A 23,769-nucleotide genomic window follows, 5' to 3' on the forward strand; every position below is an offset into this window, starting at 1 on the left:
CAGCACCGGTGATCATGTTTTTAACATAATCGGCGTGTCCAGGACAGTCAACGTGTGCATAGTGACGAGCAGGTGTATCGTATTCAACGTGAGACGTTGAAATAGTGATACCGCGCTCACGCTCTTCAGGAGCGTTATCGATTTGATCGAATGCAGATGCAGAACCGCCGTACGTTTTTGCTAGTACAGTAGTGATTGCAGCTGTTAATGTTGTTTTACCGTGGTCAACGTGGCCGATAGTACCGACGTTTACATGGGGTTTAGTACGTTCAAACTTTGCTTTTGCCATTTTACAAATTTCCTAAGTTAAAAATCCGGCCCTACTTTTGTAGTAAACCGGACCAGACCTTTATTAAGATTGACGAGCGTCAATAATGGCTTTCGCAACATTATTAGGCGCTTCTGAATAATTAAAAAATTCCATTGAATATGATGCTCTTCCCTGCGTAGCTGAACGCAAGTCAGTGGCATATCCGAACATTTCAGACAAAGGCACTTTGGCAAGAACAATCTTGATACCAGCGACACCGTCTTCCATTCCTTCTATTACACCACGTCGGCGATTCAAATCACCAACAACATCACCCATCCAGTCTTCTGGAGTGGTAACTTCAACTTTCATTGTGGGTTCAAGCAATACAGGTTTTGCCTCAGCAGCGCCCTTTCTAAAACCCATTGAACCAGCGATTTTAAACGCCATTTCCGAAGAGTCAACATCATGATATGAACCATCGAATAAGGTAACTTTTACATCAAGCACCGGATAACCCGCGAGCACACCATTTTGCATCTGTTCATGGATACCTTTATCAACTGACGGAATGAATTCTTTTGGAACCGCACCACCGACTATGTTGTTAACGAACTCGTACCCAGCCCCTTCTTCATTAGGCTCGATTGTCAGCCAAACATGACCAAATTGACCACGGCCACCCGATTGACGCACAAACTTACCTTCAACGTCAACTTTGCCACGAATAGTTTCGCGATAAGCAACTTGAGGTTTACCTACATTGCATTCAACGCTGAATTCACGTCTCATGCGATCGACAATGATATCAAGATGGAGTTCACCCATCCCGGATATGATTGTTTGTCCTGACTCTTCGTCAGTATTAACTTTAAACGATGGATCCTCAGCGGCTAGTTTACCTAGTGCGATGGCCATTTTTTCTTGGTCGGCTTGTGAGCGAGGCTCAACAGCGATAGAAATAACAGGCTCAGGAAAGTCCATCCGTTCGAGTGTAATAATATGATTCGGATCACACAAGGTATCACCGGTAGTCACATCTTTCAGGCCTATCGCAGCGGCAATATCCCCGGCTCGAACTTCTTTTAGTTCCTCACGGTCCTTCGCATGCATTTGCACGATACGACCAAACCGTTCACGTTTCGCTTTAACAGGGTTATAAACGCTATCACCAGTGTTTACCACACCCGAGTAACAACGGAAAAATGTTAAAGTGCCCACAAAAGGATCAGTTGCAATTTTAAATGCTAAAGCGGCGAAAGGGGCTTCATCGTCCGCAGGACGGGTAGCTTCAGTTTCATCTTTATCATCTAAAATGCCTGTGATAGCAGGGACATCGATAGGTGCAGGTAAAAAATCTACCACTGCATCTAATACCGCTTGTACGCCTTTATTCTTGAATGCTGAACCACAGGTTGCTAACACAATTTCATTATTAATTGTGCGCTGACGCAATGCCGATTTAATTTCGTCTTCAGTTAGCTCTTCGCCTTCTAAATACTTGTCCATCAATTCGTCGTTGGCTTCTGCAGCGGCTTCAACAAGTTCAGTGCGTAACTTTTCGGCTCGTTCTTGCAAGTCGGCAGGGATAGCTTCATAAGTGAATGTCATGCCCTGATCAGCTTCGTTCCAATTAATGGCTTTCATCTTGATCAGATCGACAACACCTTTAAAGTTCTCTTCTGAACCAATATTGAGGTGAATAGGAACACATGTAGCACCAAGTCGTTTGCGTATTTGCGCAACCACTCGTTCAAAATCTGCACCGGTTCTGTCCATCTTGTTAACAAATACGACCCGAGGGACATGATATTTATCAGCTTGACGCCAGACCGTTTCTGATTGAGGTTCAACACCAGATGAACCACAAAATACGACAACAGCACCATCAAGAACACGCAAAGACCGCTCGACTTCGATGGTGAAGTCAACGTGTCCGGGCGTGTCAATGATGTTTATGCGGTGTAGGTCGTATTGCTTATCCATACCTGCCCAAAAGCAGGTCGTTGCCGCCGAGGTAATGGTAATCCCGCGCTCTTGTTCTTGCTCCATCCAATCCATGGTGGCAGCGCCATCATGGACTTCACCGATTTTATGGGACAAACCGGTATAGAATAAAACACGTTCCGTCGTCGTGGTTTTACCCGCGTCGACGTGAGCGACGATACCAATATTTCGGTAGCGGTTGATAGGCGTTTTACGAGCCATAACTTTCTCTTATTACCAGCGGTAGTGAGCGAAAGCTTTGTTGGCTTCAGCCATACGGTGAACGTCTTCACGTTTCTTAACCGCAGAGCCTTTATTTTCAGCAGCGTCGAGCATTTCAGCTGCAAGGCGTTGAGCCATTGATTTTTCACCACGTTTACGAGCAGCGTCAACTAACCAGCGCATACCTAGGGCATTACGACGAACAGGACGAACTTCTACAGGTACTTGGTACGTAGAACCACCCACACGGCGAGATTTAACTTCTACCGTAGGACGAATGTTATCCAATGCATCTTCGAAAATTTCTAGTTGTGCTTTGCCAGCTTTTTCCGCAACAATGTCGAGTGCACCGTAAACGATTTTTTCAGCAGTCGATTTTTTGCCGTCTAACATAACGACATTCATAAATTTCGCAAGTAACTGCGATCCGAACTTAGGATCTGGTAGGATTTTGCGTTGACCTACAACTCTTCTTCTTGGCATCTTAATTCTCCGTAGAATTCAGGAATATCCCAAAACTCAATTAATACTTTAGTTTGGCCTTACTAACGGAGAACCGTTAAGACTTAGGCCTTTTTGCGCCGTACTTAGAACGGGCTTTTTTACGTGAACTTACGCCTGCGCAATCTAATGTACCGCGAACAGTGTGGTAACGAACACCTGGTAAATCTTTAACACGACCACCACGAATAAGAACAACACTGTGTTCTTGTAGGTTATGGCCTTCACCACCGATGTATGAAGAAACTTCAAAACCGTTGGTTAAACGAACACGACAAACTTTACGCAATGCAGAGTTTGGCTTCTTTGGAGTGGTGGTATATACACGAGTACATACACCACGGCGTTGTGGACAGGCCTGCAATGCCGCTACGTTGCTCTTCGCATCGGGCTTTTGGCGTGGCTTGCGCACTAACTGGTTAACTGTTGCCATTAACTAGCTCCTGGTTAAAATTACGACTGAGATACCCTTACGTAGGATATAAAACGCGAAAAATCCGCGACCCAATATTTGTTACCAAATTTCGGGTCGCGGAAGTCTAATGACCAAAGTTTGACCTGTCAAGCTTGAACACCAATAAAGGCTCATTAATGCCTAGATTGGCGCCCATAGCTTTCGGGCTAACGAATGATCCTATTTTTTACTCATCAGATGATGGCGTATCCATTACTTCAGCATTTAATGCGTCGGTTAGGGCTTGCTCGGCATCTGCAGCAGAGACAGAAAGTGCTTCAACCGCCTGACGTTCTGCTAGTTTTCTTGCAGTACGTTTCTGGTGATACGCAAAACCGGTACCGGCTGGTATCAAACGACCTACAATAACGTTCTCTTTCAAGCCACGAAGCTCATCTTCCTTACCTTGCACAGCGGCTTCGGTAAGTACACGAGTGGTTTCTTGGAAAGATGCCGCTGAGATAAATGACTCAGTGGACAACGATGCTTTAGTGATACCCAATAACTGTGTTTCGTACTGAGCAGGGATTTTGCCTTGCTTTTCCAATTCACGGTTAGCGATTTTCACATTTGATACTTCAACTTGCTCGCCTTCAAGGAAGTTACTGTCACCAGCATAAGTGATCATGCACTTACGTAGCATTTGACGAATAACAACTTCGATGTGCTTATCGTTAATTTTTACCCCTTGTAAGCGGTAAACTTCTTGTACTTCATTAACGATGTAGTTAGACACAGCGCTGATACCACGTAAGCGTAAGATGTCGTGTGGTGACTCTGGGCCATCCGCAATAACTTCACCTTTTTCAACGTTTTCACCTTCGAATACGTTAAGTTGACGCCATTTAGGGATCATCTCTTCGTATGCATCAGCGTCTTTCGGCGTGATAACAAGACGTTTCTTACCTTTGGTTTCTTTACCCCAACCAATGGTACCTGAGATTTCCGCTAGAATAGCTGGCTCTTTAGGTTTACGTGCTTCGAACAAGTCAGCAACACGTGGTAGACCACCTGTGATATCACGTGTTTTCGAGCTTTCCTGAGGAATACGCGCTAACACATCACCAGGCTTAGCTTGCATACCATCAGTTGCTTCGATAGTGGTGAAACTTGGTAAACGAATTTCTTGTAAACCATGCTCGTCACTTTCAAGGATTAACTTAGGCTCTTTAGCATTCGCTTTAGATAAATCATTAACAACGATACGTGTTAGACCGGTCAACTCATCCTGTTGCATTTCAGTGTTACTGTCATCAATGTCAGCAAAGCTGATCTTAGCTTGACGTTCAGTAACGATTGGATGCGAATGCGGGTCCCAGTTAGCTACAACTTCACCGCTGGTGACAGTAGCATTATCATCCGTGGTTAATATTGCACCGTATGGCACTTTATAACGCTCTTTCTCGCGGCCTTGATCATCAATGATGGTGATCTCAGTAGAACGAGAAACGATAACCACTTTGTCATCTGTGTTACGAACGAATTTAGCATTTTGCAGTTTCAATGTACCTGTTGTTTTCACCTGTACGTTGTTTTCTGCTGACGCTCTTGAAGCCGCACCACCGATGTGGAACGTACGCATGGTAAGCTGTGTACCTGGCTCACCAATTGATTGTGCCGCAATAACACCAACCGCTTCGCCGTGTCCAACCATGTGTCCACGTGCGAGGTCACGACCGTAACACTTAGCACATACACCGAAGTCGTTTTCACAGGTAATAACTGAGCGAACTCGAATTTGGTCAACTGAGTTAGCTTCCAGCATATCAACCAAGGCTTCATCTAGTAATACGTTACGTTCGACTAGAATGTCATTGGAACCAGGCTTCATGACGTCTTCAGCAACCGTACGACCAAGTACACGTTCACGCAATGGTTCTACAACGTCGCCACCTTCGATTAGCGGTGTCATTTTAACACCTTCGACTGTGCCGCAATCTTCGTTATTGATAACCAAATCTTGTGCAACGTCAACCAAACGACGAGTCAAGTAACCCGAGTTTGCTGTCTTCAATGCCGTATCGGCCAAACCTTTACGTGCACCGTGAGTAGAAATAAAGTACTGAAGTACGTTAAGACCTTCACGGAAGTTTGCAGTAATCGGTGTTTCGATGATTGAACCATCTGGTTTCGCCATCAAGCCACGCATACCCGCCAACTGACGTATCTGTGCGGCACTACCACGAGCACCAGAATCTGCCATCATAAACACTGAGTTGAATGATGCTTGTTCTTCCATCTCGCCGTCGCGGTTTTTAACCGTTTCGGTTGATAGATTCTCCATCATGGCTTTGGCTACTTTTTCGTTAGCGTTTGACCAGATATCGATAACTTTGTTGTAACGCTCACCCGCGGTAACAAGACCAGACTGGAATTGTTCCTGGATTTCACGTACTTCAGCTTCAGCACCTTCAATGATGTCTTTCTTCGCATCAGGAATAACCATGTCATCTATACCAACAGATGCACCCGCGATCATCGCGTAATGGAAACCGGTATACATGATTTGGTCAGCAGCGATTACGGTGTCTTTTAGACCTAGAGTTCGGTAACAAGCGTTCAATAGGCGAGAAATCATCTTCTTACCCATGGCTTGGTTAATTAACTCAAAAGGAATACCTTTTGGTAATACCAACGACAAGATCGCACGACCAACAGTGGTATCCGTCAGTGTCACTTTCTCAGTCTTAGTACCGTCTTCCGCTACGTCGTATTCCGTAATACGTACTTTAACGCGAGCATGGAGTTCAGCGTGGCCCGTACGATAAGCTTTTTCAGCTTCATCTGGGTTCATGAACATCATGCCTTCACCAACACCATTAACACGGTCACGTGTCATATAGTACAAGCCCATGACAACATCCTGTGAAGGAACGATGATAGGCTCACCATTGGCTGGTGATAGAATGTTGTTAGTCGACATCATCAACGCACGAGCTTCAAGCTGTGCTTCAATGGTCAACGGAATGTGAACAGCCATTTGGTCACCATCGAAGTCGGCGTTGTAAGCCGCACATACTAATGGATGCAATTGGATCGCTTTACCTTCGATTAGGGTTGGTTCAAAAGCCTGAATACCCAAACGGTGAAGTGTCGGCGCTCGGTTAAGTAATACTGGGTGTTCACGAATAACTTCGTCAAGCACATCCCATACTTCCGGGTCTTCACGTTCAACTAATTTCTTAGCTGCTTTAATAGTAGTGGCTAGACCACGTCCTTCTAACTTTCCATAGATGAACGGTTTGAATAGCTCAAGTGCCATCTTCTTAGGAAGACCACACTGATGTAAACGTAATGTAGGACCAACGGTAATAACCGAACGACCAGAGTAATCAACACGTTTACCCAATAAGTTTTGACGGAAACGACCTTGCTTACCTTTGATCATGTCGGCCAAAGATTTAAGAGGACGTTTGTTTGAACCCGTTATAGCACGACCACGACGACCGTTATCTAATAAGGCATCAACCGCTTCTTGTAACATACGTTTTTCGTTACGCACGATAATATCAGGCGCAGCCAGGTCTAAAAGACGTTTTAAACGGTTGTTACGGTTGATCACACGACGATACAAATCGTTAAGATCTGAGGTAGCAAAACGGCCACCATCTAGTGGTACCAACGGACGTAAATCAGGTGGTAAAACTGGAAGTACAGTTAAAATCATCCACTCTGGTTTGTTGCCAGATAATTGGAACGATTCAAGCAGCTTCAGACGCTTAGTGATCTTCTTACGACGCGTTTCAGAGTTAATGCTTGGCAGCTCTTCGCGCATAGCAACCACATCGGCATCTACGTCTAGGGCTTTAAGCAATTCGTAAACCGCTTCAGCACCCATCTTAGCTTCGAATTCGTCACCATGTTCTTCTAAAGCGTCCAAGTACTCTTCTTCTGAAAGAAGTTGGCTACGCTCTAGAGTTGTCATGCCCGGTTCAGCAACAACGTATGATTCGAAATAAAGTACACGTTCGATGTCACGAAGTGTCATATCAAGCATCAAACCGATGCGTGACGGTAGTGATTTAAGGAACCATATATGTGCAACTGGGCTTGCCAATTCAATGTGACCCATACGCTCACGGCGTACTTTGGTTAGCGTTACTTCAACGCCACATTTTTCACATATAACACCACGGTGCTTAAGGCGCTTATATTTGCCACATAAACATTCGTAGTCTTTAACCGGTCCGAAAATACGCGCACAGAACAAGCCGTCACGCTCAGGCTTGAAAGTACGGTAGTTAATGGTTTCTGGCTTCTTAACTTCACCAAAAGACCATGAACGGATCATGTCAGGTGACGCAAGGCCGATTCGAATGTTATCGAACTCTTCGGTCTTGTGTTGTTGCTTAAGAAACTTTAATAAGTCTTTCACATTACTCTCCCAGCGGAGTCAGTTGAAAAAGCCCGGTAAATGGAATACATCCACCGGACTATCCTGTCGTTAAGCTCTACAGACGCGGCTTATTGCTCTTCCAGCTCGATGTTGATACCCAATGAGCGGATTTCTTTCAACAATACGTTGAACGACTCCGGCATACCAGGTTCCATGCGGTGGTCACCGTCAACGATGTTTTTATACATCTTAGTACGACCATTCACATCATCTGATTTAACTGTCAGCATTTCTTGCAAGGTATAAGCAGCACCGTATGCTTCTAGTGCCCACACTTCCATCTCTCCGAAGCGCTGACCACCGAATTGAGCTTTACCACCCAACGGTTGCTGTGTAACCAAGCTGTATGAGCCGGTTGAGCGAGCATGCATTTTGTCATCAACCAAGTGATTCAGTTTCAACATATACATGTAGCCAACTGTAACTGGGCGTTCAAATGCACGTCCAGTACGACCGTCAAACAAAGTGATTTGTCCGCTTTCAGGAATATCAGCTAGCGTAAGCATGTGTTTAATTTCTGCTTCAGTAGCACCATCAAACACAGGTGTTGCCATAGGCACACCTTTACGCAAGTTATCCGCTAAACGGTTGATTTCATCATCGCTAAAGCTATCAAGATCCACGACTTGGCGAGATTTCCCAGCACCGTATACTTCTTTAAGGAAGCCACGTAACTTAGTCATCTCTTCGTGTTCTTTAAGCATACGATCGATTTTCACACCGATTCCGTGAGCTGCCATACCTAAGTGAGTTTCTAAGATCTGACCTATGTTCATCCGTGACGGTACACCCAATGGGTTTAATACGATATCAACCGGCGTACCGTCTGCATCGTAAGGCATATCTTCAACCGGTTTAATGGTTGAGATAACACCCTTGTTACCGTGACGACCAGCCATCTTATCACCAGGTTGAATCTGACGTTTAACAGCCAAATAAACCTTAACGATTTTAAGAACGCCTGGTTGTAGATCATCACCTTGGGTGATCTTGCGACGTTTGATTTCAAACTTCTTATCAAAATCAGCTTTGATTTCTACAAACTGCTCAGCAATTTGATCAAGCTCAGTTTGAGCATCATCATCAGTAAGCGTTAGGTCGAACCATTTTTCACGTTGAGCTGATGCTAAGCGTGACTCTTCGATACCGGCTTTAATCAACAAGTTTTTAGCACGAGCGAAGATACCATCAGCAAGAATATTAAATTCGTCTGATAAATCTTTCTTCACTTGACGTAATTGCATGCCTTCAATTTCAAGCGCACGCTTATCTTTTTCTACGCCGTCACGTGTAAATACTTGTACGTCGATAACCGTACCGCGAACGCTGTTAGGTACGCGCAAAGAAGTATCTTTAACGTCTGATGCTTTCTCACCGAAGATCGCTCGTAAAAGCTTTTCTTCTGGCGTTAATTGGGTTTCGCCTTTAGGAGTAACTTTACCCACTAAGATGTCGCCACCTTTAACTTCAGCACCAATATAAACAACACCTGATTCATCCAATTTACCAAGCGCAGATTCACCTACGTTTGGAATATCAGAACTGATTTCTTCTGGCCCTAACTTGGTGTCACGCGCCACACAGCTCAATTCTTGAATATGAATTGTGGTGAAGCGATCTTCCATAGCTACGCGCTCGGAAATCAAGATTGAATCTTCGAAGTTGTAACCGTTCCAAGGCATAAATGCGATACGCATGTTTTGCCCTAGTGCCAATTCACCTAGATCCGTAGACGGACCATCAGCCAATACATCACCCGCAACGATTGGCTCGCCAACGTTACAAGTAGGACGCTGATTGATACAGGTGTTTTGGTTTGAACGGGTATATTTTGTTAAGTTGTAGATGTCGATGCCTGCTTCGCCGGCAACCGTTTCTTCTTCATTAACTTTTATAACGATACGACTCGCATCAACGTAATCAACATTACCACCACGTTTTGCAACAACCGTTACGCCCGAATCTACCGCTACTGTTTTTTCCATACCTGTGCCCACTAACGGCTTTTCAGCACGTAAAGTAGGAACGGCTTGACGTTGCATGTTTGCACCCATCAAAGCTCGGTTAGCATCATCGTGTTCTAGGAACGGGATAATACTGGCTGCAACAGAAACGATTTGCTGTGGAGATACATCCATATAGGTGATCTCTGAGCTTTCTTTTAATGTTGTTTCACCGCGATGACGACAAGGGATCAAATCATCCTCAAGACGACCATTCTCATCCAACACGACGTTAGCCTGTGCGATTGAGAATTGACCTTCTTCGATTGCAGATAAGTAATCGATTTCGTCAGTCACAACACCATCAACTATCTTACGATAAGGTGTTTCGAGGAAACCAAAATCATTGGTACGGGCAAAGCTCGCCAATGAGTTGATCAAACCGATGTTCGGTCCCTCTGGTGTTTCAATTGGACACACTCGACCATAGTGAGTCGCGTGTACATCTCGTACTTCAAAGCCAGCACGTTCACGTGTTAAACCACCTGGGCCTAAGGCTGAAATACGACGTTTATGGGTTACTTCAGACAACGGGTTGTTCTGATCCATAAACTGAGACAATTGGCTAGAGCCGAAGAATTCTTTTACCGCTGCCGAAATAGGTTTAGCGTTAATAAGATCTTGAGGCATAACCGCATCTAAATCACCTAAGCTCAAACGTTCCTTAACGGCACGTTCAACACGAACTAGGCCAACACGGAATTGGTTTTCAGCCATTTCGCCAACTGAACGAATACGACGGTTACCCAAGTGATCAATATCATCAACGTCGTCTTTACCGTCACGAATAGTGATCAGTTGCTTCATTACGTCTACGATATCGTCTTTATCCAGCGTACCTGAACCGATTGATGATTCACGACCTAAACGACGGTTGAACTTCATACGACCAACAGAAGACAAATCATAACGGTCTTCAGAGAAGAACAAGTTAGTGAATAAGGTTTCTGCGGCGTCTTTAGTTGGTGGCTCACCAGGACGCATCATACGATAAATCTCAACCAAGGCTTCTAAGCGGTTCGTTGAGCTATCAATGCGTAATGTGTCAGAGATATAAGCACCGTGATCTAGCTCGTTGATATACAAAGTTTCAAAACTAGTATATCCAGCTTCTTTAAGCGCCAGTATGTTCTCAAGAGTCAACAAATCGTTGGCAGCAACAACAAGTTCGCCCGTATCCGTATCCACGTAATCACACGCGTATACACGACCAACCAAGTATTCTGCTGGAACTTCAAGTTCCACGATATTTGCTTTTTCAAGCGTTCGGGTATGACGAGCTGAAATACGACGGCCTGATTCAACAAGCACGTTACCTTCCAAATCTAAAATATCAAATTGCGCAGTTTCGCCACGTAAGCGATCAGGCACGATATCAGACATGAAACGATTACCGTCGATACGTACTTGGTTCTTCTCAAAGAATAAACCAAGGATTTCTTCGGTAGGTATTTCTAATGCGCGTAGCATAATAGTCGCTGGTAATTTCCGGCGTCTATCGATACGTACATAAAGGTTATCTTTAGGGTCAAATTCAAAGTCTAACCACGAACCACGGTAAGGAATAACACGAGCGTTATATAACACTTTACCTGATGAGTGAGTTTTACCTTTATCGTGATCAAAGAATACGCCTGGCGAACGGTGTAACTGAGATACGATAACGCGCTCAGTACCGTTAATGACGAAAGTTCCGTTATCCGTCATGAGTGGTATTTCACCCATGTAGACTTCTTGCTCTTTGATGTCTTTTACTGTGCCTGGTGCTGCTTCACGATCGAACAACACTAAACGCAATTTAACACGCAAAGGTGCTGAGAAGGTTACACCACGGATTTGACATTCTTTCACATCAAATACGGGTTCACCTAAACGGTAACTTACGTACTGTAATTCTGCGTTACCAGAGTAACTTTTTATTGGGAAAACTGATCGAAATGCTGCTTCCAGTCCATGCTGACCATCGACGTCAAGGTCAATAAACTTTTTAAAAGAATCTAGCTGGATTGAAAGTAGATACGGTATTTCCAATACCTGTGGGCGTTTGCCAAAATCCTTACGGATACGTTTCTTTTCGCTATAAGAGTAAACCATGGGTTCCTCAGCCTGCCGATTTTTGACCCAACTTGCTAAATAGATTGTCTATAAAGCAAACTTCCAGCACCCTTTATTTTACACTTTAACCGTTTACCAAAGTCATTAAGAGGCTTACTTAACTTATTGGTTTTATTTAGGTTTAAATGTAATTTGCGCTTACAAATAGAATAAATTTTAAAGGATGAAAATACTTTATTCTACAGCGCAAAAAGGCTGGTGATTAAAAAATCACCAGCCTACGCCATTTCAGGCTAATAACCTGTCGTTAGACAGATTACTTAAGCTCAACTTCAGCGCCAGCTTCTTCAAGCGTCTTCTTAAGTTCTTCAGCTTCTGCTTTCGAAATGCCTTCTTTAATCGCTTTCGGTGCAGATTCAACTACTTCTTTAGCTTCTTTCAAGCCAAGACCAGTTGCGCTACGTACCGCTTTGATTACAGCAACTTTGTTCGCACCGAAAGATGTTAAAACAACATCAAATTCAGTTTGTTCAGCAGCAGCTTCGCCTGCAGCAGCAGGAGCAGCAGCAGCAACAGCAGCAGTAGCTGTTACACCGAATTTCTCTTCTGCAGCTTCGATAAGCTCAACAAGGTCCATTACTGGCATTTCAGCAATTGCGTTTAAAATATCTTCTTTGGTTAGAGCCATTTCTCTAAACTCCTGGGTTTAATGATTAAAATTTAAAATGTACAAAGGAACCAAATTATTTGGTTTCTTTGATCGCCGCCAATACACGCACAAACTTGGAAGGAATTTCGTTAACAGTTTGAACGAATTTCCCAACAGGTGCTTTGAAGGTTGCAAGCAATCTTGCAAGGGCTTCGTCGCGGGTAGGCAAGGATGCCACTGCGTCCAATTTATCAGGACCCAATAGACCATTACCAATAGAAAGGGCAGTAACGTTTAACTTGGCATTCGTTTTAGCAAAGTCTTTAAAAAGACGTGCTGCACCACCTGGTGCTTCAATCGAAAATCCGTAAATTAACGGACCAGTTAAGGCACTTTCCAAATCAGAGAACTTGCTATCGGCCAATGCACGTTTAGCAAGGGTATTTCTAACAACTTTTAGATATACGCCTTGCTCACGAGCTTTAACACGAAGTTCAGTTAGCTCTGATACTTCCATACCACGGTATTCAGCAACGGCAACGGATAGAGCTTGAGACGCAATGTCGCTAACTTCTGCGACGATCTCTTTTTTTGCTGCTAAGCCTAGTGCCACTGTGTTCACCTTCTTAAAGTCTGTAAGACATATTACTTATAATGTCTTACAGGATTCACAGATTGATAAAACGCTTAATATAGTTTGATCTACAATAAGTATTTTACCGCTCTACGGTGTTCGTTAATCCCAGAGAGTCTGAGTCGAAATCACCGTCTGCGCAGGCTATTTTTTTAAGTAAAACATCTAAGATTTTTCAATCTATATGTAACTGCTCTCTTACTTCAGTTACTGTTTTACGCCTGCGGTCTTGGACGGGAGCCATGTGTTAATGAAAACAATGACTCCAACCCATACTTTTCTAGAGAGAATAAATAGTTGAACAGTCAACTATTTACAAGCAGCCTTAGTAAAACTAAGGCAAAAATCAAGCTGTTACTAAGCTAGCTTGGTCGATGGTAATACCAGCGCCCATAGTTGTGCTTAAGCTAATTTTCTTAATATATATGCCTTTAGCCGATGAAGGCTTAGCTTTCTTAACCGCGTCAATCAAAGCAGCTAAGTTTTCTTCAATTTGATTGGCTTCAAACGCAATCTTACCGATGCTAGCATGGATAATACCATTCTTATCGTTGCGGTAACGAACCTGACCAGCTTTAGCATTTTTAACTGCTGTGGCTACATCTGGTGTTACTGTGCCGGTTTTAGGGTTAGGCATTAAACCACGTGGGCCTAATATTTGACCTAACATACCAACAACACGCATAGCGTCTGGAGAGGCAACAACAACATCAAAGTTCATTTCGCCTTTCTTCACTAGCTCAGCAAGGTCTTCCATACCAACGATGTCGGCACCAGCAGCTTTAGCAGCTTCAGCGTTTGCACCTTGAGTAAACACGGCAACACGTACATCTTTACCAGTACCGTTAGGTAGCACAGTTGCACCACGTACGTTTTGGTCAGATTTACGTGCATCGATGCCAAGGTTTACAGCTACATCAACACTTTCAGCAAACTTTGCGCTAGCAAGTTCTTTCAACAAGCTTACCGCTTCATTGAATTCATATTCTTTCGTCGCTACAACTTTTTCACGTACAAGGCGAGCGCGTTTTGTTAATTTAGCCATTTCTTATCCCTCTACTACCAAGCCCATGCTGCGTGCAGAGCCAGCGATGGTACGGACAGCTGCGTCAAGATCAGCTGCAGTTAGGTCTGGTTCTTTTGCTTTAGCAATTTCTTCTAATTGCGCAAGCGTCACTTTACCCACTTTTTCAGTGTTAGGACGACCAGAACCACTCTTGATACCAGCGGCTTTCTTAAGCATATAAGAAGCAGGTGATGTCTTAGTAACGAAGGTAAAAGAACGATCTTCGTATACAGTAATTTCTACTGGAACCGGAGAACCTTTTTCCATGTCGCCTGTTTTAGCATTAAATGCCTTACAGAATTCCATGATATTAACGCCTTTTTGACCCAATGCTGGACCAACTGGCGGACTTGGGTTAGCAGCACCAGCCGCAACCTGTAACTTGATAATGCCTGTGACTTTTTTAGCCATGATAATACTCTCAATTTATGGGTCAAACGCCTAGCAAACACTGAGAATGCTCGCCTAATTGGCTTCCCGTTCAACAAAAAGGGCCGCGAATTATAGACTAATCCACGACCCTTCGCAACTATAATGTACGAACTTTATGCAATTTGTAGTTATTCTAAATTGTTGTCAAAAAAGTGCTCTTTGCGACTGTTTTAATGATTTGCAGTCGCTTGAAAAGGTTAGCCTTTTTCGACTTGACCGAACTCTAACTCAACTGGAGTCGAACGACCAAAGATAAGAACCGATACTTTTAAGCGGCTTTTTTCGTAATCAACTTCTTCAACAACGCCGTTGAAGTCAGCAAATGGACCGTCAGTAACACGCACCACTTCACCTGGTTCAAACAAGGTTTTCGGTTTCGGTTTATCTACGCCTTCTTCTAAACGATTTAGAATGGCATTTGCTTCTTTCTCAGTAATAGGTGCAGGTCGGTCAGAGGTACCACCGATGAAACCTAATACACGAGGAACACTTTTTACTAAGTGCCATGAGTCTTCGTTCATGTCCATTTGAACCAACACGTAACCAGGGAAAAATTTACGTTCGCTTTTACGCTGTTGGCCAGAACGCATTTCAATGACTTCTTCGGTAGGAACTAAAATCTCTCCGAAAGAATCTTCCATTTCGTGCATTTTAATGTATTCAAGAAGTGTTTTTTTTACGCGCCCTTCATACTGAGAGAACGCTTGGACGACGTACCACTTTTTGTCCGATTTTTCTGGAACTTCTACATTTTCTGGATGTTCTGACATGATTTAAATTCCTAAGCCGGTAATGAAAGAAACTAACTGCACGATGACGAGGTCAAGGCCCCACAGTAGTAATGACATGAAGGCTGTAGCAACTAAAACGATGATCGTAGTTTGGGTTGCTTCTTGGCGAGTTGGCCAAACAACTTTACGCACTTCTGTGCGAGCGTCTTTAGCGAACGTCAAAAAGCTGCTACCTTTTTCGGTTGAAGCGGCGATTAAACCCGCTATAACCACAGCTGCAACAACACCAAGGGCGCGATAAAGTACTGATATATCTCCATAGATGGAATTTGCTGCAACAGCACCACCTAATAAAACCACAACAACTAGCCATTTAACTAAGTCTAATGGGTTTGAACTATTTTCCGCTTTTTCGCTCATGCTATTACCTAATACTAACTTAATCGCGACGTTGAATAAGTGGCGCAAACGCCTTCTTATACACTTAGTTTAATGCCAAAGTGGCAGGGCTGGAGGGATGATCTCAGTTACCTCCTTGTAACTGCCCGCAAGCGGCGCTGACGCGGTTCAAATCGTTCCAGACGATTTGTCGAACCCGTGGGCGTTCTCATCCCCCCCAACCTTCTACATTTGTACTATTTAGCCGCAGTAATACGCGACGATACTTTTACCTAATTTGGCAGGGGTGGAGGGATGATCTCAGTTACATCCCTGTAACTGCCCGCAAGCGGCGCTGACGCGGTTCAAATCGTTCCAGACGATTTGTCGAACCCGTGGGCGTTCTCATCCCCCCAACCTTCTACATTTGTACTATTTAGCCGCAGTAATACGCGACGATACTTTTACCTAATTTGGCAGGGGTGGAGGGATTCGAACCCCCAGCCATCGGTTTTGGAGACCGCTGTTCTACCAATTGGAACTACACCCCTAAAATACTGCTCTTAACAACCCGAAGGTACTGTTAAAATTGCTTACACCAACCTCGTGACGTCTTATATTTTTGTGGAAAAATTTAGAATCACTAATAAGGAGGGAGGCGTATTATACTTATTAGTCCGTGTTATACAAGATGCAAACCACGATAAAGCGCACTGTGTAAGCGAGCTTTATCTGCGAAGCTATTCAACACCGATAAAACCACCAGTTTGATGGGCCCATAATTTCGCATAAATACCCTGTTGAGCGAGCAACTCATTATGTGTTCCCGATTCCACGATCCGACCTTCATCCAACACTAATAAGCGATCCATTTTTGCAATAGTGGATAATCGGTGGGCGATGGCCAACACTGTTTTATCTTCCATTACTTTGTTCAGGCACTCTTGGATGGCCGCTTCTACTTCAGAATCTAACGCTGACGTGGCTTCGTCCAAAATGAGAATGGGCGCATCTTTGAGCATTACCCGTGCAATGGCGATGCGCTGGCGCTGGCCACCTGATAACTTGACGCCCCGCTCACCGACCTGAGCGTCATAGCCAGTTTGTCCATGCAGATCCGACAAATTTTGAATGAAGTCATGAGACTCAGCCTGTCTTGCAGCGGCAAGCATTTCATCTTCACTGGCACCTAAACGGCCATAAAGAATATTGTCCCGTACCGAGCGATGCAATAAAGACGTGTCTTGAGTCACCATACTGATATGGGAACGTAGACTCTCTTGGGTTATTTCGCTGACATCTTGACCATCAATAAGAATCTTACCCCTTTGGATGTCAAAAAAACGTAACAACAAATTGACTAATGTCGACTTTCCTGCGCCTGACCGACCCACCAAACCGACTTTTTCCCCAGGTCTAATACTAATATTGAGATTTTTAAACACTTCTAGCTGCTTATTCTCGGGGCCTGGATAATTAAAACATACATCGGCGAACGTGATAGCCCCACCCCGAATTTCAAGCGGTTGGGCATCTTGTTTATCTTTAACCGTTGTGGGTTTAGACAAGGTATTAATACCGTCTTGCACTGTGCCTATATTTTCAAAAAGTGATGACACTTCCCACATTATCCACTGTGACATCCCGTTCAGGCGTAAACATAAGGTAATTGCAATCGCTATATCCCCAGGGGTAACAGCACTTTCTAGCCATAACATAATGGCCATCGCACTGATTGAGAATACCAACAAAGCGTTGCTGAACCACACACAAGTATTCAGCAAGGTAACCAAACGCATTTGCGGATGTACTGTTTGTAAAAAGCCATTCATACCTTCATAGGCATAATCTGCTTCACGGCTGGTATGAGAAAAAAGTTTTACGGTGGCGATGTTACTATAGCTATCAACAATTCTACCTGTCATCACACTACGGGCATCGGCCTGGCGCTGAGCTACCCGTTTCAGACGAGGTACAAAATAACGCAGTACCCCAATGTAGATGCACAACCAAAGGATCAAGGGCAGGCTTAATCGCCAGTCTATGCTAAACACCATGGCCACAATACTGAGAAAATAGACACTGATGTAAACCAATAAATTGAGTAACTGCATCACTGATTGACGCACAGACAAGGCGGTTTGCATAACTTTGGTGGCAATGCGTCCAGCGAACTCATTTTGGAAGAAACTGACACTTTGCCCAATCAAATAACGATGTGCTTGCCAACGAATACGCATGGGATAATTGCCCATGAGGGTTTGGTGATTGATCAAGGATTGCAGCGCCACACAACTAGGCAAAATCAGCAAAACCACCGCGGCCATCCAGATTAAACTCGAGCGTTCTTGGGTCAAGAATGTCTTTGGATCTTGGGAGCCCAGCCAATCAACTAATTGCCCGACAAAGCCGAACAGCGATACTTCTAACATAGCGATGACCGCCGCTAAAACGGATACGGCAAAAATCGCTGGCCACATGCCTTTTGAATAATAACGACAAAAGGCAACTAACCCTTCTGGTGGCTGCTCTGGGAGATCTTGGGGAAAGGGTTCTACTAATCGCTCAAAAAATGAAAACATACTAACAACTTATTCGAAATAATTAACCTTCAAAGCCCAGCGCCTTAAGCGTCGACTCAATTTTCGCCTGATGACCTTCTTGCCATTGGTTCAATGTCATCCCTGCGTCTTTATCTGTTCGCGCTTTGCCCAGATGATAGACCTCTTCGGCTTTGGCCTTCGGGATTACGGCGATGCCGTCCTCATCTGCCACCACTATGTCACCGGCACAAACCCGCACGCCGCCGCACATAATGGGTTGATTAAAAGGTAAAATTTGTTCTTTTTTAGCGGGCTTAGGTATAACACCACGAGCATAGACTGGAAACCGAAGGTCGCGCACTTCAGCCAGATCGCGTATGACACCGTCAATAACAAAACCCGCAATACCTCGCTGCTGGGCAATAGCACACACATTCCCCCCTGCGCAGGCAAAGTCCGCGTCAGCCTCTACCACCAAAATATCACCGGGTGCGGCCCGGTAAATTGCCGCATGTAAACTCAAATGATCGCCCTTAGCGCACTTTACTGTAAACGCGGGTCCAGCTATACGCGGTATCTGAGGCCACAACTCTCGAATGCTGCTGTCTACAAATTGCTCACGTCCCAGCCCTTCTGAGTATTCACAGGGAGACACTTTTACAAAATCGGTCATTGTTAACATATTTCACCCTATAAATTTTTGTGCGAACAAGCCAAATCAAAAATATTGGCATTTTTACGACATTGATTGAAAGTAAATAAACATAAATTATTTCTACTGCAAATAGTATCGTGTTTACTCAATGCTGGCACCCGCTAATTACCTGAGAAAACATAGCCAGCATCACACCCATTTCTGCTTAAGGAAACATAATGCAACCTAAACCCAAACTGATTAATTTGATTGCGTGCGCTGTTATCACGCTAGCTTCACCCGTTCACGCCAAGACGCCCCTCACCGAGCCGCAAATAGCCTCACTATTGACTGCTCCCGATAGACCCACAGATGATGCAAAGCGCGATGATTCACGGCAACCACAAAAAATTATTGCCTTTACCGGGGTGGGTAAAGGTCAGCACGTTTTAGACTTTTTTGCCGGTGGCGGCTGGTACAGTGAGCTTTTTTCTAACGCCGTCGGCCCAGAAGGTAAAGTTTATGTGCAAAATGATGAGGTTATATGGCGATTTGCAGAAAAAGGCTTGAACGAGCGCGCAAAAGACGACCGTCTCACGAATATAATGCGCTTCGATAACATGCCAATCGTGGATATCAGGATCCCAGATGATAGCTTAGATCTGGTATTTACGGCTTTAAACTACCATGATTTATTTTTTACTCACAGCATGCAAGACGGCAAAAAAGTCGCCCTTCGCGACGATGTAGTCGATTATCAAGCAGCATTGAGCACCATTAAAAAAGCCATGAAAGCTGACGCCACTTTTATTATTATTGACCATGCCGCCCAAGCGGGCTCAGGTTATGAGGCCGCTAATACGCTGCACAGAATTGATCCGAATATTGTAAAATTCCACATGAACCAGGCCGGTTTCACCTTAATCGAAGAGGCGTTTTACCTGCGTAATCCAGCGGACGATTTGAGTAAGTTGGTATTCGACCCCGCTGTAAGGGGTAAAACGGATCGTTTTATCTATAAGTTTGTGAAGCAATAATCCATCGATTATGAAAAGCTCGGTATGTTACCTGCGGGCTTGACGCCCATGCTCAATTCATCTTTATTCACATTAAAAGGTTTCACTGACACAGCGCTTTCCTCATCTGACTTAACGCACACTCCTATATATCTTGGGGCGGTATTTAACACAATATGATACCGGTCAATTTTACACCCAAAATACCATGACAAACGACACAGGTTTTGTATACTCAAAGAGCGTATTAGCGCCAAGTCAAATAGAGAGGATGTTATGGCCCTTTATCATCGTACGAGCAACCGAGCACCATTGACACTTGATGTGAAAATTCGGCATATGGGCAAAGAGGTGGGAGAGACCTACACCCGCAACATTAGCCCTTTTGGGGCATTTATCGCAATGCCAGAACCTGTGCTGAACACTGACGACTTTGTCGAAATGTATTTTATAGATGGAGAAAAAGCGGATACATATCTGTTGCAAAAAGGCTTAATTACCCACAGTAGTCAGGAAGGCATAGGTGTGCTATTTGCCTATGACTCGGCAGAATTCAGAGAGATGCTCCATAAACGCATGGCTAACATACATAAACCAAGGGTATTTTCCAGTTAACAAGCAAAGATGAATTAACAATGTTCAGTTAAATAACGCTGACGATAACGCGTATCTGTTTCTTCAACAACTGTTGAAAAAACAGATACTAATCTGGCAAAAAAGCTAAGCCACACATCAGGATAACACCAGAGGTTTAATTAAACTTTCTGACCTTAAATTTACGCCCTTTAATTTTACCTTCACCTAACTGACGCATAGCGCGCTTCACACTGCGTAATTTTACTGCAACGTAGGCGTGAAACTCAGTAATATGGATCTTACCAATATCATCTCCCGGAATTTCAGCTTCTTTAGTCAACGCGCCTAGAATATCCCCCGGTCTAAGTTTACTCTTTTTACCGCCATCAACGCATAAAGTGCTGTAGACAGGCTGAATAAGTCGGTTCGCATGAAAACGCATGGCTTGAATGCCCGTCCACTTAATTTTCGCTTGTTGATAATCTTCAATTGCATTGGCTCGGGCCATTTCATCTGGGGCCACTAACGTTAGTGCGACACCTTTGGCGTCTGCTCGCCCAGTGCGGCCAATACGGTGAATATGCACTTCCGGATCCGGTGTAATGTGGTAGCTAATCACCGCATTTACTTCTTTGATATCCAAGCCTCTAGATGCGACATCTGTCGCCACCAGCACAGACACACTCTTATTGGAAAAGCGCACCAATACCTGATTTCGTTCACGCTGCTCAAGATCACCGTGCAAAGCCAACACGGAAACGCCTAGAGATTGCAATTCATCCGCGACTTCCTGACAGGCGATCTTGGTATTACAAAATACAATGGCCGACTCTGGCTGATAATGACTCAGAAGCGCAGCAACTGCTTTGGTGCGATGAGTGTCTTCAACTTCAAAAAACAGTTGTTCTATCGTTTCCGTGTCGTGGGTCGATTCAACGGTGACTTCTAATGGGTTTTTCTGTACTTGACCACTAATTTTCGCAATTGACTCTGGATAGGTAGCGGAAAATAATAAGGTTTGACGATGCTGAGGTACGCTTTTAATAACCGCGTCCATTTCATCTTCAAAGCCCATGTCCAACATACGGTCAGCCTCATCTAGCACCAAAGTGTTTACTTCTGACAAATCCAATCGACGTTTGTAAAGATGATCCATGATCCGCCCTGGTGTACCCACAATGATATGCGCGCCATGTTCAAGGGAGCCAATCTGCGGCCCCATAGGCGTACCACCACATAAAGTTAGTACTTTAATGTTGTGAATACCCCGCCCTAAACGACGGATCTCTAAGGCCACTTGCTCAGCCAGTTCTCGTGTGGGGCACATAACCAACGCCTGCACACGAAAGCGTTTTACATCAAGATTATGCAATAGCGCTAAACCGAAGGCAGCCGTTTTACCACTACCGGTTTTTGCTTTTGCTACTACGTCACGCCCAGCTAATATCGCGGGTAACGTGCCGGCTTGAATTTCAGTCATTTGACTAAAACCCATGCTCTGTAAATTATCTAACAAGGCTGGCTCTAGCCCCAGGGAGGAAAATTCCTTACTCACAACACTCTCTCATTTATGTCATTAATCGTTATAGGCTCGAACCACGGTCGACGTCTATTGCTTTATCTAACGCATCCAACAGTCCGGCTCGGGCTTTTAACTTAGTTTGTCTATGGGCTTTCATATTTAATTTGGTCATCGCTTGCGCCGTAGCGGCAACGGTTTGCTCAAATGCTTCTGGTGTCACCGCCACATCCAAGAACCCAGCAGTTACAGCATCGTCCACCGACACCATTTCCGCCAAGATAACCGAGCGATTAAAAAACACTGGGGCCAAACGACCGCGTGCAAGCTCTAAACCAGCTTGGTGCATTGTCATACCAATCGCCACTTCGTTTAAACCAATTTTAAATGTACCTTGAATCCCAATACGATAATCCGACGCCAGCAGTACAAACGCACCTTTAGCGATCGCATGCCCAGTGCAAGCGGCAATGATAGGATACTCAAAGGCGAGCATTCTACGCGTCAACGTCGAACCTTTCTCAACTAATTTCATAGCGGCATCCATACTTTGTTGCATGACACTTAAATCGTAGCCAGCAGAGAACATACCAGGCTGTCCTTTAATGACTACCACGGCTTCATCGACCAATGCGCTATCTAGTGCGGCATTTAGCTGATCGATCATCTCATGGGAAAACGCATTCACTTTGCCGTTATTTAAGGTAATCGTGGCGACATTTTCTGCACAGTTATATTCCACTAGTTGAGTCATATTTATTCCTTTCCGTTTTATTGTTGTAATGCCCTTTAGTGCATTCATTAATCACACTAGGGGGCACTTAGAAAACAGCTAACTCTGTTAGCTGAACGTGATACAGCTATTCACTTACATCCTTCAGAGCCATGTTTTTCTCGATAATGCGTTGTAAGATACCTGATTCACGCAGTGCCGCGATCGACGCGTTCACTTGGGGCATTTTGTCGGACCACGCAAGGGAGAATGCCAACGGTATCTCATCAATGTTGCCCATAGTACCCACTTGATAAACGGCTTTAACGAAGTCATGATTACGCAACGTCCACCTTGCTCTAAACGTGTTGGTATAAATCAAATCACAACGCGCAAGTTGCAGCATGTCAAACAGGCGGGAGTGACGAGATACTCTTACCGGCGTTAATGACCCATCCTGCAACCAAGCATCTAACTCTGGGTAGTTATAATTTTCACGAAGACACACACTTTTGCCTTTAACACGCGAAACAAGTGTTAGATTTTTGTTGGGTGCGCTGATTGCGTAGAACGCATGTTGATAAGTAAAAACTGGCTCGCTAAACACTAACGCCTCAGGGGTGTTTAACCATTTAGGCGCAAGGAAACCGGCATCAGCCTTATGCTCGATAATATCGTTTTCTATCTTGTTACGAGCGGTAGGTAAAAAATGCACCTTAATGTCCAATGACAACGCTAGTTGTTGCGCAATATCACTGAATAAACCACTAGACTGATGAGTATTATCATCAAAGGCGTAAAAGGGTTGTCCTTCTGCGTATATCACAGCCAGCACCAACTCTTGACCACTCGACTCAGCACGAGTGTCGAAGCTCAACAAGCAACATAAAATCAGGCTCACGATTGGGCTACGGATCACTGAGTTCTCTTTGCTGCAAAATAAAAACCTTAGTTGAATGCCTGAAGTATCGTTAGGTAACCAGTGTAATAAGATGTGAAAGTTAAGGCTATC

At 44.3% G+C, this 23,769-nt stretch carries 19 protein-coding genes and 1 tRNA gene; 2 read left to right on the forward strand and 18 right to left on the reverse strand.

The features are described 5' to 3' along the window. The 15 genes from GPLA_RS00005 to GPLA_RS00075 all read right to left on the reverse strand — a co-directional run. The coding region (locus tag GPLA_RS00005) for a GTP-binding protein (protein ID WP_040513511.1) at nt 1-289 on the reverse strand (289 nt) is incomplete at its 3' end. A 63-nt stretch (nt 290-352) separates the two neighbouring features. Further along, the gene (gene fusA, locus GPLA_RS00010; RefSeq protein ID WP_007102733.1) at nt 353-2,458 is read right to left on the reverse strand and encodes an elongation factor G; all 2,106 of its coding nucleotides are present in this window, start codon (nt 2,456-2,458) and stop codon (nt 353-355) included. 12 nt (nt 2,459-2,470) lie between these two features. Next, nucleotides 2,471-2,941, reverse strand: a complete 471-nt coding sequence (gene rpsG / locus GPLA_RS00015) for a 30S ribosomal protein S7 (protein ID WP_040513515.1) — start codon at nt 2,939-2,941, stop codon at nt 2,471-2,473. Nucleotides 2,942-3,017: 76 nt separating this feature from the next. After that, nucleotides 3,018-3,392: a 30S ribosomal protein S12 gene (gene rpsL / locus GPLA_RS00020; RefSeq protein ID WP_007102735.1), complete on the reverse strand. Its 375-nt coding sequence runs from the start codon at nt 3,390-3,392 to the stop codon at nt 3,018-3,020. A gap of 208 nt (nt 3,393-3,600) precedes the next feature. Further along, entirely contained in the window at nt 3,601-7,788 is a 4,188-nt protein-coding gene (rpoC, locus tag GPLA_RS00025) for a DNA-directed RNA polymerase subunit beta' (protein WP_007102736.1), read from the reverse strand. An 89-nt stretch (nt 7,789-7,877) separates the two neighbouring features. Next, on the reverse strand, nt 7,878-11,906 hold the full coding sequence (rpoB, locus tag GPLA_RS00030; protein ID WP_007102737.1) for a DNA-directed RNA polymerase subunit beta: 4,029 nt from the start codon (nt 11,904-11,906) through the stop codon (nt 7,878-7,880). A 277-nt stretch (nt 11,907-12,183) separates the two neighbouring features. After that, nucleotides 12,184-12,555, reverse strand: coding sequence for a 50S ribosomal protein L7/L12 (gene rplL, locus GPLA_RS00035; RefSeq protein ID WP_007102738.1), 372 nt, complete (start codon nt 12,553-12,555; stop codon nt 12,184-12,186). Nucleotides 12,556-12,610: 55 nt separating this feature from the next. Further along, on the reverse strand, nt 12,611-13,129 hold the full coding sequence (gene rplJ / locus GPLA_RS00040; protein WP_007102739.1) for a 50S ribosomal protein L10: 519 nt from the start codon (nt 13,127-13,129) through the stop codon (nt 12,611-12,613). 367 nt (nt 13,130-13,496) lie between these two features. After that, entirely contained in the window at nt 13,497-14,195 is a 699-nt protein-coding gene (gene rplA, locus GPLA_RS00045) for a 50S ribosomal protein L1 (RefSeq protein WP_007102740.1), read from the reverse strand. A gap of 3 nt (nt 14,196-14,198) precedes the next feature. Then, complete coding sequence (gene rplK, locus GPLA_RS00050) at nt 14,199-14,627, reverse strand: 50S ribosomal protein L11 (RefSeq protein ID WP_007102741.1); 429 nt, start codon at nt 14,625-14,627, stop codon at nt 14,199-14,201. Nucleotides 14,628-14,845: 218 nt separating this feature from the next. Then, entirely contained in the window at nt 14,846-15,418 is a 573-nt protein-coding gene (gene nusG, locus GPLA_RS00055) for a transcription termination/antitermination protein NusG (RefSeq protein WP_007102742.1), read from the reverse strand. 3 nt (nt 15,419-15,421) lie between these two features. Then, entirely contained in the window at nt 15,422-15,799 is a 378-nt protein-coding gene (secE, locus tag GPLA_RS00060; protein WP_007102743.1) for a preprotein translocase subunit SecE, read from the reverse strand. 432 nt (nt 15,800-16,231) lie between these two features. Further along, nucleotides 16,232-16,308 (reverse strand) — tRNA-Trp (locus GPLA_RS00065). 189 nt (nt 16,309-16,497) lie between these two features. After that, nucleotides 16,498-18,339, reverse strand: coding sequence for an ABC transporter ATP-binding protein (locus GPLA_RS00070; protein ID WP_007102744.1), 1,842 nt, complete (start codon nt 18,337-18,339; stop codon nt 16,498-16,500). 22 nt (nt 18,340-18,361) lie between these two features. Continuing rightward, on the reverse strand, nt 18,362-18,982 hold the full coding sequence (locus GPLA_RS00075; protein WP_007102745.1) for an RraA family protein: 621 nt from the start codon (nt 18,980-18,982) through the stop codon (nt 18,362-18,364). A gap of 191 nt (nt 18,983-19,173) precedes the next feature. On the opposite strand from GPLA_RS00075, the gene GPLA_RS00080 reads away from it, so the two are divergent. Next, nucleotides 19,174-19,971 (forward strand): class I SAM-dependent methyltransferase, encoded by a 798-nt coding sequence (locus tag GPLA_RS00080; RefSeq protein ID WP_007102747.1) that lies wholly within the window; start codon nt 19,174-19,176, stop codon nt 19,969-19,971. 255 nt (nt 19,972-20,226) lie between these two features. Further along, nucleotides 20,227-20,565 (forward strand): PilZ domain-containing protein, encoded by a 339-nt coding sequence (locus GPLA_RS00085; protein ID WP_007102748.1) that lies wholly within the window; start codon nt 20,227-20,229, stop codon nt 20,563-20,565. Between the two features lie 136 nt (nt 20,566-20,701). Here the strand turns inward: GPLA_RS00085 and dbpA are convergent, their stop codons facing one another. The 3 genes from dbpA to GPLA_RS00100 form a co-directional block, all read right to left on the reverse strand. Next, nucleotides 20,702-22,081 (reverse strand): ATP-dependent RNA helicase DbpA, encoded by a 1,380-nt coding sequence (dbpA, locus tag GPLA_RS00090; RefSeq protein WP_007102749.1) that lies wholly within the window; start codon nt 22,079-22,081, stop codon nt 20,702-20,704. A 28-nt stretch (nt 22,082-22,109) separates the two neighbouring features. After that, nucleotides 22,110-22,799 carry a crotonase/enoyl-CoA hydratase family protein gene (locus GPLA_RS00095; protein WP_007102750.1) on the reverse strand — a complete coding sequence of 230 codons (690 nt, stop codon included), beginning with the start codon at nt 22,797-22,799 and terminating at the stop codon, nt 22,110-22,112. A gap of 106 nt (nt 22,800-22,905) precedes the next feature. Then, entirely contained in the window at nt 22,906-23,676 is a 771-nt protein-coding gene (locus tag GPLA_RS00100; RefSeq protein WP_007102751.1) for a substrate-binding periplasmic protein, read from the reverse strand. Nucleotides 23,677-23,769 lie beyond the last annotated feature (93 nt).

The organism is Paraglaciecola polaris LMG 21857 (assembly GCF_000315055.1).
Lineage (GTDB): Bacteria > Pseudomonadota > Gammaproteobacteria > Enterobacterales > Alteromonadaceae > Paraglaciecola > Paraglaciecola polaris.

Coding starts and splice junctions, on each gene's coding strand:
- GPLA_RS00075 (WP_007102745.1), bottom strand. CDS start 18,982: ATGTTAACAATGACCGATTTTGTAAAAGTGTCTCCCTGTGAATACTCA.
- rplK (WP_007102741.1), bottom strand. CDS start 14,627: ATGGCTAAAAAAGTCACAGGCATTATCAAGTTACAGGTTGCGGCTGGT.
- rpoB (WP_007102737.1), bottom strand. CDS start 11,906: ATGGTTTACTCTTATAGCGAAAAGAAACGTATCCGTAAGGATTTTGGC.
- GPLA_RS00095 (WP_007102750.1), bottom strand. CDS start 22,799: ATGACTCAACTAGTGGAATATAACTGTGCAGAAAATGTCGCCACGATT.
- secE (WP_007102743.1), bottom strand. CDS start 15,799: ATGAGCGAAAAAGCGGAAAATAGTTCAAACCCATTAGACTTAGTTAAA.
- nusG (WP_007102742.1), bottom strand. CDS start 15,418: ATGTCAGAACATCCAGAAAATGTAGAAGTTCCAGAAAAATCGGACAAA.
- GPLA_RS00085 (WP_007102748.1), top strand. CDS start 20,227: ATGGCCCTTTATCATCGTACGAGCAACCGAGCACCATTGACACTTGAT.
- GPLA_RS00070 (WP_007102744.1), bottom strand. CDS start 18,339: ATGTTTTCATTTTTTGAGCGATTAGTAGAACCCTTTCCCCAAGATCTC.
- rpsL (WP_007102735.1), bottom strand. CDS start 3,392: ATGGCAACAGTTAACCAGTTAGTGCGCAAGCCACGCCAAAAGCCCGAT.
- fusA (WP_007102733.1), bottom strand. CDS start 2,458: ATGGCTCGTAAAACGCCTATCAACCGCTACCGAAATATTGGTATCGTC.
- rplL (WP_007102738.1), bottom strand. CDS start 12,555: ATGGCTCTAACCAAAGAAGATATTTTAAACGCAATTGCTGAAATGCCA.
- rpsG (WP_040513515.1), bottom strand. CDS start 2,941: ATGCCAAGAAGAAGAGTTGTAGGTCAACGCAAAATCCTACCAGATCCT.
- rplA (WP_007102740.1), bottom strand. CDS start 14,195: ATGGCTAAATTAACAAAACGCGCTCGCCTTGTACGTGAAAAAGTTGTA.
- GPLA_RS00080 (WP_007102747.1), top strand. CDS start 19,174: ATGCAACCTAAACCCAAACTGATTAATTTGATTGCGTGCGCTGTTATC.